Genomic DNA, 17,429 nt, shown 5'->3' on the forward strand with positions numbered 1-17,429 from the left:
TTATGAACTAAAATATTAATTAGGGGAAGAAGGGGTGGAGTACTTGCAAGAAGTTGCTGAGTTTCGTATGCCGAAGTCTGTATTATATGGAAGAAATTCGCTTGAAAAACTGGGGGAACAATCTAAGAAGTTGGGGAAAAGAGCGTTTATAGTTACGGATACAATTATGGAGAATTTAGGATATGTTGAGAGTTGTATACAACAACTAAATACGAAAGGTATTACTGTTATTACATATAATAAAGTAAATGCTGAGCCTACAAATATACACGTGTTAGAAGCGTTAACTCTTAGTAAAGAAGAAAAGTGTGATTTTATTATCGGTATTGGTGGTGGAAGTTGTATTGATGCAGCGAAAGCAGTTGCGGTATTATATACAAATGGCGGAGACGTGGAAGATTATGTCCAAAAAGATATGGAAATAGAAAATGATCCGCTACCACTTATTGCAATTCCGACAACTTCTGGTACTGGATCGGAAGTAACAAGTGTAGCAGTAATTATGAATAAACGAACAGATGTAAAAATGATGATGAAGCATCCAAGTTTTACCCCGCAAGTAGCGATTATTGACCCAATTTTAACACGTTCGGTACCACCTCACATTACAGCAGCAACAGGGATAGATGCTTTATGTCATGCAGTCGAAGCATATATTTCTAAAGTTTCACAATCACTTACAGATGTATTAGCTCTTTCCGCTATTGAAAGTATTATGAAATATTTACGTATTGCATATGAAGATGGAGAGAATATGGAGGCAAGAGAAGCGATGATGATAGCGTCCTTACAAGCTGGAATCGCATTTTCAAATGCATCTGTTACATTAGTTCATGGCATGTCAAGACCAGTAGGGGCGTTATTTCATGTACTACATGGTATATCGAATGCAATACTATTACCTACAGTTTTAGAATATACAAAAGTGAGTGCAGTAAAAAGACTAGCGGAAATTGGACGTTGTTTAAATAAAGATATGTATTCTTATTGTGATGAAGAAGTAGCCGATTACACGCTCAGGGAAATAAAAAAACTTTGCTTTGATCTTCGTATTCCAAATTTAAAAGAATACGGAATTGGTGAGGTTGAATTTGAAAAAGCTGTTTCTAAAATGGCATCAGATGCAATTGAAAGTGGAAGTCCAGCAAATAACCCACGTGTGCCATCATATGACGAAATTAAACAGTTGTATCGAGAATGTTTTCATTATCAATATGGAGATTCTATAAAAACATTAGATAATTAATTTCAGAATATTCTCATAAAATTTCCTTGGAAATAGTTAAAACAAGACTTTATATTTTGAACGTAAAGTCTTGTTTTATTATGTATAATATACATAATAAAATGTTTGAATCAGGTTGTAAAAATATTGTGAGGTAGGTGTGGGGTTTTATGAAAACAATAGGTTTAATTGGTGGTATGAGTTGGGAATCGACTATTGAATATTATCGAATTATAAATGAAGAAATAAAAAAGAGATTAGGAGGATTACATTCAGCAAAATGTATCCTTAATAGTGTGGACTTTGAAGAGATTGAACGATTCCAGTCTAATGGAGATTGGGATGGAGCAGGAGAAGTATTAGGGAATGCAGCATATTCGTTACAGAGTGCAGGAGCAGATTTTATAATTATTTGTACAAATACAATGCATAAAGTAGTTGAGAAAATAAAGGAGAATATTCATATCCCAGTCTTACATATCGCTGATGCAACAGCGAAAGAAATGAAAAGGAAAGATATTCAAACGGTTGGTTTACTTGGAACTAAATATACAATGGAGCAAGATTTCTATAAGTTACGCATAGAAGAAAATCATATAAATGTAATGGTTCCATCAAAAAAGGATAGAGAAAAGATAAATGAAGTAATATATACAGAACTATGTTTAGGAAAGATAACATCTCAATCTAGAGAGTATTATAAAAAAGTTATAGAAGATCTAGTACAAGAAGGGGCACAAGGAATCATATTAGGTTGTACAGAAATAGGTTTATTAGTTAAGCAGGAAGACGTATCCATTCCGATATTCGATACAACTCATATACATGCAGTTGAGGCAGTTAATTTCGCTTTACGAAATAGAGTATAATTATATTATGTAACCTAGTTCGTGTGTGTGGAAAACATTCAGAAAATATTTTATAATGTAAGTGGTTACATTTAAGGGGGAATGCGTATGTTTTCAGTTCAACCAATCGCATTTGTACATAATGAAAGAAAGGAAATAAAAGATGATGAGTGGGGAGAAGTAAAATCCTATATTACTTTAACTGAAATGTATACAGAAGAAAGTATACAAGGGATTGAAGATTTTTCTCATATTGAAGTTGTTTTTTATTTTCATAAAGTAACTGATGAACAAATTCAATATTTTGCTAGATATCCTAGAAATAATCATGATTATCCTAAAGTAGGTATTTTTGCACAGCGCGGAAAAAATCGTCCGAATCGTATAGGAGCAACCATTGTAAAGGTAATCAAAAGAGAAGGTAAATCAATTATTGTTGAGGGGTTAGATGCTATTGATGGTACCCCTATATTGGATATAAAGCCGATAATGAAAGAGTTTATGCCGAAAGAAGAAATCGCACAGCCTAAATGGGCAACGGATATAATGAAACAGTATTGGAAGGGGAATGGAGTAAAATGAGAATATATGAGGCAACAATTGCGGACTTAGATGGACTAGCATCAGTTTTTAATAACTATCGTATGTTTTATAGACAAGATTCCGATCTAGAAGGAGCAAAAGTATTTTTACGAAATCGAATCGAGAAAAAAGAATCAGTTATTTTCGTAGCAGTTGAAGACGGGGAATATATTGGATTCACACAATTATATCCATCATTTTCTTCTATTTCGATGAAAGAATTATGGATTTTAAATGATTTATTTGTACAAGCTACTAAGCGCGGGGCAGGAACAGGAAAAAAATTATTAGAAGCTGCTAAAGGATTCGCCTTAGAACATGGTGCAAAAGGTGTAAAATTACAAACAGAGATTGATAATTTATCAGCACAGCGATTATATGCTGAAAATGGTTATTTGAGAGATAATCGTTATTTCCATTATGAATTAACGTTTTAAAAAAGTTATATAAAAAGAGACGTTTTCNNGAAAACGTCTCTTTTTATATGATTATAGTTGATTTAAAACCCAATTTGTAGCATCTTCAAAGTTTTCTGCAATGTAGTTTGGTTCAATATGTGCCCATTTGTCCCGGTACGTATGTAAAGCATCGTATCCAGCGCCTGTGCGCACGAATATCGTTGTCGCATGCACTGTTGCTCCTGCAACGATATCGGTCCAGCGATCACCAATTACAGCGCATTTTGTTAAATCAAGCCCGTGTTTTTCAGCTGCTTGTAGCAGCATACCTGTACTTGGTTTACGACATTCACAACCATCACCGTGTTTGTGAGGACATACGTATATATCATCAAAGCCGAAACCTTTTAATTCTTGTGCGAAATCAGCAACAGTTGCTATCCCGTCTGCGATACCTGGCTGATTTGTGAAAGAGAAAATTTTTATATTTTGAGCTTTTAGTTTTTGTAAAGCTGCTTTTGTAAACGGAAATAATGTAAAAGATCCCGGATAATGTATTGTAGTGTCACCACCAATTGTACCATCACGATCAATAAAAATAGCTTCGATGTTTGTCATAGTTTTAGTCCTTTCCATTTATAAGTAGTTTAAAAGTGTTTCACAAATCGATATCCATTCACTTCATATCCTAATTTTTTGTAAAAAGGATGTGCTTCCAATCTTTTTGTTCCACTAACTAGCCATGTGCCGATACAATTATGTTTCTTTGCTAATTGCTCTGCGTAATCCATTAATACTTGCCCAATGCCTTTCCGTCGTATTGTAGAATCAACGCTAATAATTGAAATTTCCCCGTACCGAGTTACATCTTCTAAATTTTCACGTATACGAAACCCAAGTAATCCAAATATAGTGTCCTCTTCTTCATAAACATATAGAAAATCAAAAGGACTCATTTGTACGAATTGTAATCGATTGTTCATATCTTCATACGAAATAGAGGAACCTTTTAGTTCTGTTGTTAAAGAGCAAAGTGCATCTATATCGTCTATCGTAGCTTCACGAATTTGAAAAGACATATTATCCACTCCAATTAAATGTAATCAAACATTAAGTATTCTGTTAAAAAATATTTATTCCTGCTATGAAAATAAATATTTTATAATGATATATAGATAGTTATATGTTATTCTTTTCCTAGTTTGTATTGGAAATGGAAAGAAGGGGAATGTATGTTAGAAGTAAATATCCGTTCTGCTGGATATGAAATAGGTGAAAAAACAATTCATGATATTGCCTTTTCGATTGAGCAAGGCGAATTAGTTGCTCTTATTGGCGCAAATGGTGCCGGGAAAAGTACAACGATTAAAACGATGCTTGGGTTACTTGTAAATGTGAATGGTGAAATATCATTTGGTGAAAAGAAAAATCCGTATGCATACGTGCCCGAACATCCAACTTATTATGATTATTTGACGCTCTGGGAACATATTGAATTATTAATGGCTGCTCGAGGGAACGAAGTAGGGAGCTGGGAAAGGAAAGCGGAAGAGTTATTACATATGTTTCGAATGGATAAGCATAAACATGAGTATTTATCAAAATTTTCAAAAGGGATGAAACAAAAATCGATGCTCATTTTGGCGTTTTTAACTGAACCAGATTTTTATATCATTGATGAACCTTTTATCGGTTTAGATCCAGTAGCTACGAAAGAATTTTTAAGTTATTTATATAAAGAAAAAGAACGTGGCGCGGGTATATTACTTTGTACGCACGTATTAGACACAGCTGAAAGAATTTGTGAGAGATTTTTACTCATTTCACAAGGTACATTAGTTGCAGATGGACATTTAGAAGCAATCCAAATGTTAGCAGAAATGCCAGGGAGTTCATTATTAGACTGTTTTGATGTAATTGTAAGGCGTGAACAACATGATTAAACAACAATTTTATAAAAGATTGCGCCATGAACTGGGCCGCAAATGGAAGTCCCTACGTTCTATAACGGATTGGACAGTTGCGTTATATATTATTATTCCAGCATTTATATTTATGGGGATTTATTATCGTTCACTATGGACGGAAGAATTATCGATGGGAGAGACTATTTATTTCGGATTAGGTCTACTCGCATTTTATGTGATGACATATGGAAGAGGAGTTCGCTCATTTTTTGAGCAAGCGGATAGTTTATTTTTAATTTCGTATCCCGCTCACATGCAAAAATTAATCCAGTATGGCATGACATATACGTTTATTCGAATAGCAATAACGAATGTAGTAGTAGTTGTTGCGATGTTACCAGTATTGATGAAAAGTATTGGAGTGACGAAGATACAAGTCGTATTATTTTGGCTATTCTTTACTGTATTTCGATTTCTGTTGTCGTTATTAACGAGATTTATTCATGTACGTGTGGGAAAACGATGGCTACTATGGATTATAAAAAATGTAATATTTTCTATAAGTCTATCCTTTTTCGGATTGAGTTTGTTTCTTATTTATAAAAATCCATTTTATTCTATACTAAGTATCGGTCTAGCAGTTTTTCTAATTATTGTATTGATAAAAGAGAAATTAAATTATAAAAATTGCTTTTTTAAAGAAGTTGAGAAAGAAAAAGAAGAAAGTATGCGCTGGACGAGTGGGATTATGCAAGTTGGTGGTCATACGGCTAAACCGAGTAGTTCGAATAAAAAGGCGTGGATGTTTCCACGTTCTAAAAAGTTTTTAGGGAAGAAAAAGGATTCTCGTATTGTTGAATCCTTTTTAAAGGAATTTTTCCGTACAAGTAGTGCACGAATATTTTATATTCAAATTGTATGTATAAGTACTGTAAGTATTATTATGAGTCCGAAGTGGATTGCCGCTATCATTCTTGCATTTGCTTTAGTTGGAATTTCCCGTTATGCGCGCGACTATTGGAATGAATTTACGAAAAAAATGTTTCTTCATTTATATTGTGATGAAGGAAAATTACTATTGTTAAGATGGAAGGCAGATCGATATTTATTACTTCCAGTAATCCTTTTATATGGGTTGGTTATCCTTTCTCATTTTTATTTAGTACCAGCTGCAATTGCCGGGATTATTTTTATAGTATGGATTGGTTGGGTTGTATTTTTACCATAAAAAAAGAGCCGGAAAATGGCTCTTTTTCTAATCTGTCACACATTGATAAAGAAAATATGCTAAAACGAGTATGCTTGCGGCGGAATACATGACATCTAAAGACATATGATCGCCTCCTCATTGTTGTTGTATTTTATTGTATGAAATCTTACAATTTCATATTCAAGTGAAAAATATGTGAACGTTAACAAAATTGTAAAGTGCAAAAATTAAAATCATTTTGTATAATAGAAGAAACAACTGTTATATAAAATATAATGAGTGAAAGGGGAGGGAACATACATGCCAAATTGGTTTAGAAAAACCTTAGTCGCCTTAATTACCGTATTTACATTTGGTTTAGTGACGCCTCCTTCCATATTGCTTGATAATGCCAAAGCTGCGGACAAGCCTACGAGCACAGCTGGGCAACAAAATTTGGAGAGTACGTCCTATACATATGAAGAAACGAATGACAGGTTAACCACCGATACTTTTATTACGTATGCAATGCAAGAAGCAGAGAAGCAGTCGATGCAAAAGTTTGGGACTAAAATTGGTCCAGTAATTGAAGATGAATTTAAAGATGTAATATTACCGAAAATTGAAGAGGCAATTGCTGAGCTTGCCAATGATGTACCAGAAGATTCACTACAATCATTAGCGATTTCCCAAAAACCAGCTGGTGGGAATAATGAAAAAATCTTTCACGTTTATGACACGAAATCAGGAAATGACTTATTGCGATTTCATGTAAGGAGAGATCATCCACCGCAAGATGGTTACTATTTTAATTTCCACTATCACCGTTTTGATGATGGTTACTCTGGACACTATGAGTTAGGGAATATTTATTGGAATACGAATGTACCACCAAAGTGGCTTTCTTAAAAAGAACAAGAGAAAATCTTGTTCTTTTTTTATGTGTATAGAAGGGTAAGACAACTAAGGTGTTGAATAAGATAGGTTTAGAAAAAAGAAGAAAAGGGAGTATGGGCATGCAAAAATATATTGTGTTTGACTTTGATGGCACATTAGTAGATTCACAAAATATATTTGTACCAATTTATAATCAAATTGCTAAAAAGCACGGATATAAAACGGTAAAGGAAGAAGAAATTGAGTATTTACGTAAATTAACGATACCAGAGAGATGTAAACAACTCCATATACCATTGTATAAACTACCGATATTAGCACTAGAGTTTTATAAATTGTATCAACCTGCCATAAAAGATCTTATTTTGTTCCATGGGATGAAGGATGTATTAGATGAGTTACATAAAAAAGGCTACGAAATTGCAGTCATATTATCGAACTCAGAAGAGCATATTCGGGCATTTTTACACAATAATGATATAGAAAATATACAAGAAGTATATTGTTCTAAAAATTTGTTCGGTAAAGATAAAATTATAAAAAGATTTTTAAAATCGAAAAAATAACTGAGAAAGATATGTTATACGTCGGTGACGAACAGCGAGACGTAGCAGCGTGTAAAAAGGCTGGGGTGAATGTAATATGGGTATCTTGGGGATATGATGTTATTGAAACAGTGAAAAAAGATGCACCAGATTATATGGTCAATACACCGATGGAAATTGTGCAAGTAGTACAAGGGGCGTATTCATCATATTGAATTTTGGATAGCGTATACACCAAATGTAGAAATGTAAGGGGGAATATACATGAAAACAATTACAACATGGCAAAACAATATACAAATAGTAAAAGATGCAGTTAATATTGAAGAAATTTCTAAAGGTTTCTCACCGGATAAGAAATATATCATTACGAAAGCGAATAATGAAAAATATTTATTACGGACAGGCGATATAAAAGAGTATGAAAGAAAGAAAATAGAGTTTCAAATTTTAAATGAAATGCAAAAACGTAGTGTACAAGCTCAAAAACCAATTGAAATGGGTTTATTAGCAGAAGAAGGTTTATGTTATGGTATTTTTTCATATATAGAAGGAGAAGATGCGAGGAAGCTATTACCTACGTATTCACCAAAAGAACAATATGAAATTGGCATAGAGGCAGGAAAAGATTTAGCAAAAATGCATACATATGAAGCTCCTGAGGATATTCCTCCATGGTATGAAAGAGCAATGAAAAAACATTGGAAATATGTAGAGGCATATAAAACATGTGGAATAAAAGTAAAAAATGATGATAAAATCATTAAATTTATAGATGAAAATGAAATATATTTGAAGAATCGCCCAAATCGATTTCAACACGATGATTTTCATTTAGAAAATATAATTGTACGTGATGGGAAATATGTAGGTGTTGTTGATTTTAATGGCTACGACTGGGGCGATCCGCTTCATGATTTCGTGAAAATTGCACTATTTGCAAGGGGCATTAGTATTCCGTATTCAATCGGACAAATAGAAGGATACTTTAATGGGCGAATACCAGAGGAGTTTTGGAAATTATATGCGGTGTACGTTGGCATGACAGTTTTCTCTTCAGTTGTATGGACATTACGAGCAGCACCACACATGTTAGATGATACGTTAGAACGCCTTACTATCGTATTAGAGGATCATAAAAACTTTGAGCTATTAAAGCCAATTTGGTTTCAACCAGAAAAGATTAAGATGAAATAAAAAAGGTAGGTGTGATTCACATCTACCTTTATTTTTTTACCATTCTTCGTTTTGAAGTAGTTGTAATGCTAACTTTAAATCTACATCTTCTTGTATATGTTCCGGAGTCCACGGGATATGTATATGCGGTTGTATGCCAATGCCGGACATTCCTTCACCTTTATCTATAGTAGAAAGTCGTGAAGTAGGGTAGTAAAGGGCGAATGTATCTACCCATTCCATTACGGCTAAATTGGAATAATCATTTAAACCAGCAGTTGGACGACCTATTACTTTTACTTTCAATGATTTTTTGGAAACTTCTACAAAAGAATCACCAGAACTTCCGCATGTGACATCTGTTAATATAACTACTCTACTAGGTGATTTTCTTCCGTGTATTTTTAATGATTGAAGTTCTTTTGGTAACCCAGAAGTATCAAATGTAACGAATCCTTTTTTATAATTCTTTTTTAAATCTTGAACAAATATATCTGTGAATAATTTGGAAAGTTCGTCTAAAGAATCATAATCTTCCCTTTCGATGTCTTTCATACGCAAATGAAAGTTTCGTTTTGTATGATTTAATTGCATTGTATCTGAAGAATCTAAAAGGGAAATCTCTTTGTCTTCGAATAAGTAAGGAAGTAATTTGAAAAATGCATCATCACTCCCGCCACGATTCAATCGCACATCTATTATTAAATTCGGAAAAGTATTAAGCTCATCTTTATGTGAGTCTAATAATTTATTAATAGCTTCAGTATTTGCGAAATCCGTCAAAGTAATTAAGAGTGTATCTTCATTATGCTGTTTAATTGAATAAATAGGCGTGTATTCGTTTTGTTTATATTTTTGTAAAGTAATGGTCTCGGTTACCCCATTTTCATTTATAAGTGTACAATTTGACGATTTTAATAAAACATAATTCCATTTTTCTCGTTCATATGAAGTTTCGTTTAAATACTTTTTATATTTTATTAATAGCTCAGGAATTTTCATATAATCTAATGCTAGTATAGACTGTCCTTTTTTTACTCTTATTTCTTGTGAAGTGGATGTAATATATAGGCAATCTCCGTATCTTTTCACTTGGAAACCAACACTGTTAAGAGGTGGATTGTTAGAGTGCATTTTGAAGAACATATGATTATCTTTAAAATCTAGTAAGTAATCACTTACAATTTCAGTGAAATGAACCGGTGTCAGTTCTCCTTGTTTCTCTAATTTCTCGATTGTTTGTAAATAAGTAATAGGATCGTCCCATCCTTTCTTATCTATACAGCCTGAATAATCATGATGAGTAATCGAAACAACTTCTTTGAAAATTTCTGTGTACATTGCTTTTCCTCCAGATAATTTAATTAGTTAAATTATAGAATTCTGTATCCTTTAGGTATTAACCTTTATTTGGATGGAATTGAATATAGAGAGAAGTGTATCGTCGCTCTGTAAAAATTATTTTCTCGGTCTACTTGATATGTGTCAGTTCATCTTTTATGAACAATGAGTAAAAAATAAAATACATGGACATTTTTTTCTATTCAAAAAAGAAAGCTTAAATATATTTACGTATGTATATAAAGCTAAATGCTTCAAACGATAAACTTTTAAATTACTCATAAAATCGTTTGGAATTATAAAGGAATTAACAATAAAGTTTCATTGAGTTTACTTAATTCAACTTAAATTATAAGGGTTTTATACTTATATAACTTAAAGTAACTTGTATATAAGCTTAATTTAACTTAAAATATTACTTAAGGAGGTTACTTATGAATCAAGAAGAACGATTGATACGATCCCTTAATTATTTAGAAATAAATAAAACGATGAATATAAAACAAATGTGTGAAATGTTTCATATCTCACGAGATACTGCAAGAAGAGATATAGTAAAACTTTCAAAAAATAATGCAATAGTTAGAACCTATGGTGGAGTGGCTTTAGCCACATTTCATAAAAAAATTGATAATTATCAAGAACGTTCACAGACTGAATTAGAAATGAAAAAATTGATTGGAATGAAAGCTGCAAATATGATAGCAAACAATGACATGATTTATTTAGATGTTTCAACTACAGTCAACTTTGTAGCTCAACATCTACGATCAAAGAATGTAACTATTGTGACGAATTCAATTGATAGTGCTTATATGTTAGCTCAATCTGAAGATGCAACTATTCATGTTTTGGGAGGGACTTTGAACAAAGATTCTCGACATACGACGGGGAGCTATACCACAGAAAAAATCAAAGATTATCACTTTGATAAGGTGTTTATTGGAACTGCTGGTATTACGGAAGACGGAATATATTATGGTTTTGAAGAAGATATTTATTTCAAGCGTGAATTAATAAAACATGCTGATCAAATTATTTTAGTAGCAGATCATACTAAATTTAACCAGCGACAGAATTATAAGGCTTTAACGTTTGAATTTATTGATACATTCGTTACAAACCAAGTGATGCCTAATGATTTATATGGTACTTTGAAGGAAAACGGTGTTGAAATTGTAATTGCAAATAAAGAGTGAAAAATGGGGAGGTTTTATTTTGATTACATCTCTTATCTTTGATGTGGATGGTACAATTTTAGATACAGAAAAAGTGATACTAAAATCGTTACAAAAAATTTTAAAAGAAGAATTGAAGAAGGATTATGCGTTACAAGATTTAAGATTTGCATTAGGGATTCCAGGGAAAGAAACATTAAAAAAATTAAACGTACCAAATATCGAAGTTGTTCATTCTAAATGGTCCAAAGCTGTACTAGATTTTTCTCATGAAGTTTCCGTATTTGATGAATTAGAAGAGGTAATTAAAGAATTATCTCTTAGTAAATTAAAGATGGGTATTGTTACATCAAAGACTAAGCAAGAATTAATAGAAGAGTTCGAGCCATTTGATTTGAGTGGTTACTATGAATATATAATTTGTGCATGTGATACTGATAAACATAAACCACACCCTGAGCCATTATTAGCTTGTTTACGACAGTTAGATGTTTCTAATGATGAGGCAATTTACATTGGGGACTCTATATACGACATGCAATGTGCAAAAAGTGCTGGTGTTAAATTTGCACTTGCTTTATGGGGATCAAAGACTAGGGAAGGTTTTGAAAAAGCTGATTATGTATTAAATAAACCAAAAGATATTTTGAATTTAATTTAAAGAAGACCGAGCTTAATAAAGACATGAAGTTATTCATAAAAAAGTCGATTTCCTGTACGTTAGGAAATCGACTTTTTTATTTGAAATATTCATGACTAACCTGGAAATTATCAGTGTTAAAATATTTATTTAATTTTCGTAAATACAAGTGGCTGCGTACTTAACATAGCTGGTACATGTAACTGAAGGGATGGAAATTCACCACTCACATTCATTTCATAAGCGAATAATAAACTCATTTTCATTTGGAATAAATCAACTTTTGCAGAGAAGATGTCGTAATGATGATGCGCTAATTGAATGTCCATCTCCATAAATTGTACATATAACGAATTATCTCGTTTGTATACTTGTAATGTTCCGTATGCAGGATGTTCGAAAGTACCAGTATAATCGTCTAACTTGTGAGAAGGTGTAGTCCCTTTCGTTTGTTCAGGAATGGATTCGGTTGCTTCTTTCATCATTTCCTTCATTTTTTCAGTATCTTCTACAGCACGTTTATGCCAATCAATGCATTCTAATTCAAGTAGTTCGTCATAAATTTGATTAGCGAGATAAGTAGGAAGTAGTGTGCCTCCAGCATTTGTTAAAATGACAAGGCCTATGTTTTCTGTTGGTATGAATGAAACAAGTGCTGAAAACCCATCAATATTACCGCCATGATGAATTACCTTATTACCACGATAAGCGCTAATAAACCAACCAAGGCCGTAACTATTCAATGGAGATTCAGGAAGTGATAAAACTGGTTGATCTGGAATGGAATTATGTGGTGTATACATTTGTTGTAATAATTCAGAGGAGATTACTTCATGATCTCCAAATTTCCCTTTGTTTAAGTGAAGAAGGACCCAATTTGCCATATCTTTAATTGTAGAATTAATGCACCCAGCAGCGCCAACTGTATCAATGTTACGGAATGGAACTTCTTTTATTTCACCTTCAATTTCAATGTAAGGTAAAGCATAATCATCTGTATTTTGTGAATCTGTAACAGAGAAGTTTGTTTGATCCATATTTAAAGGTTCTAAAATATGTTCTGTAGCGTATTGCTCCCACGTTTGATTTGTAATGTTTTCTACAATATAACTAATTGTTGCATACATTAAGTTGTTATATAGAAAGGAAGTTCGAAACGGTGCATCAAGCGGTAAATGTTTTATTTTTTCAACAAGATCTTTTCGAGATAAGGAAGAGCTATACCAAAGAGCTTCATGGCGGCTTACACCGGTTCGATGAGAAGCTAAATCTCGCCCGGTAACTTGTGAACTAGCAAGTAGATCAGATAAAGAGAAGTTAGGTATATAAGACTGGACAGGATTATCCCAATTAAACTTTTTTTGCTGTGCTAACAAACTTAATGAAAGTGTGCCAAAAGCTTTCGTTGAGGAACCAATTGCGAACCGAGTATTCGGTGTAACAGGCTCTTTAGTCTCTATATTACGATAGCCGAAACCTTCTGAAATAATAACTTCACCGTCTTTTATAACAGCTACAGCAGCGCCAGGAACGTTTAAATCCTTCATCATTTTTTCAACCGTTGTTTGTAAAGAAGTCATAACAGGCGTTTCAATTTTAGACATACTTCTAACCTCCAAATATAAATTTTGTTCTACCGCACTATACTTTCGGTAATAGAAAATAAAAACCTTTATAAATGTGGAAAGTTAATAATTTTGTAAGAATTACTGAAATAAATTTTATTAATCAAGATTATTAAATTTACTGTTTTTCATGTTATGATAAATTGCATATAAGATTGAAAGAAGGTTTTACTACATATGAAACATGCTGAAAATGAATACTTAAATTTATGCCGCCATGTAATGGAGCATGGTACGAAGAAAGAAGATCGTACAGGGACAGGCACTGTGTCTGTATTTGGATATCAAATGCGTTTTGATTTAAGTAAAGGTTTTCCTTTATTAACGACAAAGAGAGTGCCGTTTCGCCTTGTAGCAAGTGAGCTACTTTGGTTTATGAAAGGTGATACAAATATTCGTTATTTATTGCAGCATAATAATAACATTTGGAATGAATGGGCATTTAAGAGTTGGGTAGAAGGTGACGAGTATACGGGTCCTGACATGACTGATTTCGGTCTTCGCTCACAACAAGATGAGGAATTTAAAGTTCAGTACGATGAGCAAATGGAATTGTTTAAAAAGAACGTTTTAGAAGATGATGATTTCTCAAATAAATATGGTTATTTAGGAGACGTATACGGTAAGCAGTGGCGTGCCTGGAAAACGACAGCTGGTGAGACGCTTGACCAATTAAAAGATGTAATTGAAATGATTAAAAAAACACCAGACTCACGTCGTCTAATTGTATCTGCTTGGAATCCTGAAGATGTACCAAGTATGGCATTACCACCGTGTCATACGTTATTCCAGTTTTATGTAGCAGACGGTAAACTTTCTTGTCAGCTATATCAAAGAAGTGGTGACATATTCCTTGGAATTCCATTTAACATTGCGAGTTACTCACTACTAACACATTTAATTGCGCATGAATGTGGTCTTGAAGTGGGAGAATTTGTTCATACAATTGGAGATGCACACATTTATACGAATCATTTTGAGCAAGTAGAAAAGCAATTGGCACGTGAACCACGTCCATTCCCAAAACTTACATTAAATCCAGATGTAAAATCTGTGTTTGATTTTGAAATGGAAGATTTAACGATTGAAGGATATGATCCACACCCAGCAATTAAAGCACCGGTTGCAGTGTAATTGTAGAGGAGATGAAAAGATGATAGTTTCATTTATGGTCGCAATGGACGAGAATAGAGTAATTGGTAAAGATAATAATTTGCCTTGGCGTTTACCGAGTGAATTACAATATGTAAAGAAAACAACGATGGGACATTCGCTTATTATGGGAAGAAAAAACTATGAAGCGATTGGTAGACCACTGCCTGGAAGACGTAATATCATTGTAACTCGTAATGAAGGGTATCATGTTGAAGGCTGTGAAGTAGCACATTCTGTAGAAGAAGTGTTTGAGCTATGCAAAAATGAAGAAGAGATTTTTATTTTTGGCGGAGCACAAATTTATGATCTCTTTTTACCTTACGTAGACAAGTTATATATAACAAAAATCCATCATGCATTTGAAGGAGATACATTCTTCCCAGAAATAGATATGACAAATTGGAAAGAAACTTTTGTTGAAAAAGGATTAACGGATGAAAAAAATCCGTATACGTACTATTATCATGTATATGAAAAGCAACAATAATAATAGAGGTTGATGTGAATATTCGCATCAATCTTTTTATTTGTATCCATCAATATAGGTTTATAGATGAGATTCGATAGTGCTATAATGAAAGGGAGCATGTAAAAATGCTAATATTTTCTAAAGTATTTGTATAGAAAGAGGAGGAGAATCGATTGAGAAAGATATGGGGGATTCTTTTTCTTTGCTTAACATTCATGTTAGTCGGATGTGGTAAAGAAGAAAAACCACAACAAGCATTTGATACATATGCAAAAGCATGGAATAAACAAAAATTTGCAGAAATGTATGATCAATTATCAGAAAAGGCAAAAAAAGATATTTCAAAGAAAGAATTCACTGAGAAATATGAAAAAATTTATTCTGGCATTGAAGTGAAAGACTTAAAAGTAGAAGCAGGAGAAGTAAAAGAAGATAAAAAAGATGAAGGTCCTGTTCCTTTTAAAGTAAGCATGGATACAGTTGGTGGTAAAATCAATTTTGCCCATGAAGCAAAAATGGTGAAAGAAAAAGATGGAGATAAAGAATCTTGGAAAATAGATTGGACTCCTGATTTTATATTCCCAGGTATGACAAAAGATAGTAAAGTGCGTATGCAAACGACAGAGCCAAAACGTGGTGAAATATACGATCGTAATGGAAAAGGTCTTGCAACGAATGGGAAAGCTTCTGAAATTGGAATAGTTCCAGAAAAATTAGACGATACTGCTCCGCAAACGAAAGAGACAGTAGCGAAGTTATTAAATATGTCTGTAGAAGAAATTGATCAAAAACTAGCTGCTAAATGGGTAAAACCAGGGTATCTCGTACCAATTGGAATTTTGCCTGAAGGGGCAACACAAAATACGTACATTGATTTAGCAGGTGTTTCAACAAAACCGGTAAATGTTCGTACATATCCGTTAGGGGAAGCAGCAGCACATCTTACTGGTTATATAGGAAAAGTGAATGCTGAAGATTTAAAAACGCTACAAAAGAAAGGCTATCAAGCAGATGATCCAGTAGGTAAAGCTGGTTTAGAGCAAGTACTGGAAGAAAAGCTACGTGGTAAAAAAGGTGGCCGTGTCTTTGTAGAAGATGCACAAGGGAAAGAAATTAAAAATTTAGCAAAAACAGATGCTGTTGATGGGGAAAATGTAACTTTAACGATTGATAGTGCTGTTCAAGAAAAAACTTATAATGAAATGAAAGGTGAGGCTGGTTCAAGTGCGGCAATTAATCCGAAAAGCGGAGAAACACTTGCACTTGTAAGTAGCCCAGCATATGATCCTAACATAATTGCAAGAGGGACATCAAAAGCACAACGCGATGCATGGAATAACGATCCGAAAAAACCGATGACGAATCGATTTACACAATTATCAGTTCCAGGATCTGTATTTAAGCCGATTACAGCTGCAATCGGTCTTGAAACGAAAACAATCGATCCAAAAGAAGAATTGAAGATTGAAGGATTAAAATGGACAAAAGATTCTTCTTGGGGTAATTATTATGTAACGCGTGTAAAAGATGCAAATCCGATTGATTTTGATAAAGCAATGAAATACTCGGATAATATTTATTTTGCACAAGAAGCTTTAAAAATCGGAAAAGATAAATTTATGAATGGAGCGAAAAAATTCGGATTCGATGAGAAATTACCAATTGAATATGGATTCCCAGCTTCTAAAATCGCCAATGATGGTATTAAAAATGATATTCAAATGGCAGACACAGGTTATGGACAAGGACAAGTTTTAATGACACCGCTCCATTTAGCATTAACGTACGCGCCAATTGTTAATGATGGAAACATACCTTCTCCGTATATTATTAAAACAGATAAGCAACCAAAAGTTTGGAAAGAGAATGTCATTTCAAAAGGCAATCAGGATATATTAAAAACTGCTATGACGAAAGTAATTAATGATCCAGATGGTACTGGAAAAATTGCTAAAATTGATGGAATGACTCTTGCTGGAAAAACAGGTACAGCGGAATTAAAAGTATCGAAAGAGGCTGAAGGAAAAGAACTAGGCTGGTTCGCTGCATTTGATTTAAATTCACCAGATATGATTATTACGATGATGATTGAAGATGTAAAAGGTAGAGGCGGAAGTAATATTCCTGCTGAAAAAGTGAAACATGTTTTTCAAAAATAAATTGTAATAAAAGGTTATCTCTATAATTTATAGAGATAGCCTTTTTGTATGAAAAAAATTTTAATATCTTTATACTCGATTTTAAAGAAACAAAA

The 17,429-nt window shown here is 33.2% G+C and carries 18 protein-coding genes and 1 pseudogene; 15 read left to right on the forward strand and 4 right to left on the reverse strand.

The window, feature by feature from the left end; genetic code table 11:
* Nucleotides 1–43 precede the first annotated feature (43 nt).
* From eutG to COL05_RS22400, 4 genes are all read left to right on the forward strand, one after another.
* A complete protein-coding gene (eutG, locus tag COL05_RS22385) occupies nt 44–1,246 on the forward strand; it encodes an alcohol dehydrogenase EutG (RefSeq protein ID WP_098670215.1) in 1,203 nt (400 codons plus the stop codon).
* A 149-nt stretch (nt 1,247–1,395) separates the two neighbouring features.
* Nucleotides 1,396–2,094: an aspartate/glutamate racemase family protein gene (locus COL05_RS22390; protein WP_098670184.1), complete on the forward strand. Its 699-nt coding sequence runs from the start codon at nt 1,396–1,398 to the stop codon at nt 2,092–2,094.
* 87 nt (nt 2,095–2,181) lie between these two features.
* Entirely contained in the window at nt 2,182–2,655 is a 474-nt protein-coding gene (locus COL05_RS22395; protein WP_098670185.1) for an SAM-dependent methyltransferase, read from the forward strand.
* A complete protein-coding gene (locus tag COL05_RS22400; protein ID WP_098670186.1) occupies nt 2,652–3,092 on the forward strand; it encodes a GNAT family N-acetyltransferase in 441 nt (146 codons plus the stop codon). Before COL05_RS22395 ends, COL05_RS22400 begins: the two co-directional genes overlap by 4 nt.
* Before the next feature lie 51 nt (nt 3,093–3,143).
* Here COL05_RS22400 and COL05_RS22405 read toward each other — a convergent pair whose 3' ends face one another.
* Both COL05_RS22405 and COL05_RS22410 read right to left on the reverse strand, forming a co-directional pair.
* Nucleotides 3,144–3,671 carry an HAD-IIIA family hydrolase gene (locus COL05_RS22405; protein WP_098670187.1) on the reverse strand — a complete coding sequence of 176 codons (528 nt, stop codon included), beginning with the start codon at nt 3,669–3,671 and terminating at the stop codon, nt 3,144–3,146.
* A gap of 29 nt (nt 3,672–3,700) precedes the next feature.
* Nucleotides 3,701–4,132, reverse strand: a complete 432-nt coding sequence (locus tag COL05_RS22410; protein WP_048540878.1) for a GNAT family N-acetyltransferase — start codon at nt 4,130–4,132, stop codon at nt 3,701–3,703.
* A 153-nt stretch (nt 4,133–4,285) separates the two neighbouring features.
* Between COL05_RS22410 and COL05_RS22415 the strand changes: the two genes are divergently transcribed.
* From COL05_RS22415 to COL05_RS22435, 6 genes and pseudogenes are all read left to right on the forward strand, one after another.
* Nucleotides 4,286–4,996 (forward strand): ABC transporter ATP-binding protein, encoded by a 711-nt coding sequence (locus tag COL05_RS22415; protein ID WP_098670188.1) that lies wholly within the window; start codon nt 4,286–4,288, stop codon nt 4,994–4,996.
* Nucleotides 4,989–6,188 (forward strand): ABC transporter permease, encoded by a 1,200-nt coding sequence (locus COL05_RS22420; RefSeq protein WP_098670189.1) that lies wholly within the window; start codon nt 4,989–4,991, stop codon nt 6,186–6,188. Before COL05_RS22415 ends, COL05_RS22420 begins: the two co-directional genes overlap by 8 nt.
* Nucleotides 6,189–6,470: 282 nt before the next feature.
* Nucleotides 6,471–7,058, forward strand: a complete 588-nt coding sequence (locus tag COL05_RS22425; RefSeq protein ID WP_098520439.1) for a YpjP family protein — start codon at nt 6,471–6,473, stop codon at nt 7,056–7,058.
* A gap of 107 nt (nt 7,059–7,165) precedes the next feature.
* Nucleotides 7,166–7,635: pseudogene (locus COL05_RS22430) on the forward strand (HAD hydrolase-like protein); the annotation flags it as partial.
* Nucleotides 7,624–7,806 carry an HAD family hydrolase gene (locus tag COL05_RS32365; RefSeq protein ID WP_373605327.1) on the forward strand — a complete coding sequence of 61 codons (183 nt, stop codon included), beginning with the start codon at nt 7,624–7,626 and terminating at the stop codon, nt 7,804–7,806. The pseudogene COL05_RS22430 and the gene COL05_RS32365, both read left to right, overlap by 12 nt.
* Nucleotides 7,807–7,855: 49 nt before the next feature.
* Nucleotides 7,856–8,788, forward strand: a complete 933-nt coding sequence (locus tag COL05_RS22435; protein WP_098670190.1) for an aminoglycoside phosphotransferase family protein — start codon at nt 7,856–7,858, stop codon at nt 8,786–8,788.
* A gap of 36 nt (nt 8,789–8,824) precedes the next feature.
* On the opposite strand, the gene COL05_RS22440 is transcribed toward COL05_RS22435, so the two are convergent.
* The gene (locus COL05_RS22440; protein ID WP_098670191.1) at nt 8,825–10,108 is read right to left on the reverse strand and encodes a S41 family peptidase; all 1,284 of its coding nucleotides are present in this window, start codon (nt 10,106–10,108) and stop codon (nt 8,825–8,827) included.
* Nucleotides 10,109–10,542: 434 nt separating this feature from the next.
* Here COL05_RS22440 and COL05_RS22445 point away from each other — a divergent pair, with 434 nt between their 5' ends.
* Nucleotides 10,543–11,307 (forward strand): DeoR/GlpR family DNA-binding transcription regulator, encoded by a 765-nt coding sequence (locus COL05_RS22445; RefSeq protein ID WP_098670192.1) that lies wholly within the window; start codon nt 10,543–10,545, stop codon nt 11,305–11,307.
* A 19-nt stretch (nt 11,308–11,326) separates the two neighbouring features.
* Nucleotides 11,327–11,947 carry an HAD family hydrolase gene (locus tag COL05_RS22450; RefSeq protein WP_098670193.1) on the forward strand — a complete coding sequence of 207 codons (621 nt, stop codon included), beginning with the start codon at nt 11,327–11,329 and terminating at the stop codon, nt 11,945–11,947.
* A gap of 125 nt (nt 11,948–12,072) precedes the next feature.
* Here COL05_RS22450 and COL05_RS22455 read toward each other — a convergent pair whose 3' ends face one another.
* Nucleotides 12,073–13,530: a serine hydrolase gene (locus tag COL05_RS22455; RefSeq protein WP_098670194.1), complete on the reverse strand. Its 1,458-nt coding sequence runs from the start codon at nt 13,528–13,530 to the stop codon at nt 12,073–12,075.
* A gap of 198 nt (nt 13,531–13,728) precedes the next feature.
* Here COL05_RS22455 and COL05_RS22460 point away from each other — a divergent pair, with 198 nt between their 5' ends.
* The 3 genes from COL05_RS22460 (at nt 13,729) to pbpC (ending at nt 17,334) form a co-directional block, all read left to right on the forward strand.
* Nucleotides 13,729–14,685 (forward strand): thymidylate synthase, encoded by a 957-nt coding sequence (locus COL05_RS22460; protein WP_098670195.1) that lies wholly within the window; start codon nt 13,729–13,731, stop codon nt 14,683–14,685.
* Between the two features lie 19 nt (nt 14,686–14,704).
* Nucleotides 14,705–15,193 (forward strand): dihydrofolate reductase, encoded by a 489-nt coding sequence (locus COL05_RS22465; protein ID WP_098670196.1) that lies wholly within the window; start codon nt 14,705–14,707, stop codon nt 15,191–15,193.
* 155 nt (nt 15,194–15,348) lie between these two features.
* Complete coding sequence (gene pbpC, locus COL05_RS22470; RefSeq protein ID WP_098670197.1) at nt 15,349–17,334, forward strand: penicillin-binding protein 3; 1,986 nt, start codon at nt 15,349–15,351, stop codon at nt 17,332–17,334.
* Nucleotides 17,335–17,429 lie beyond the last annotated feature (95 nt).

The sequence above is a fragment of the Bacillus sp. AFS059628 genome (assembly GCF_002571225.1).
Taxonomy (GTDB): Bacteria; Bacillota; Bacilli; order Bacillales; family Bacillaceae_G; genus Bacillus_A.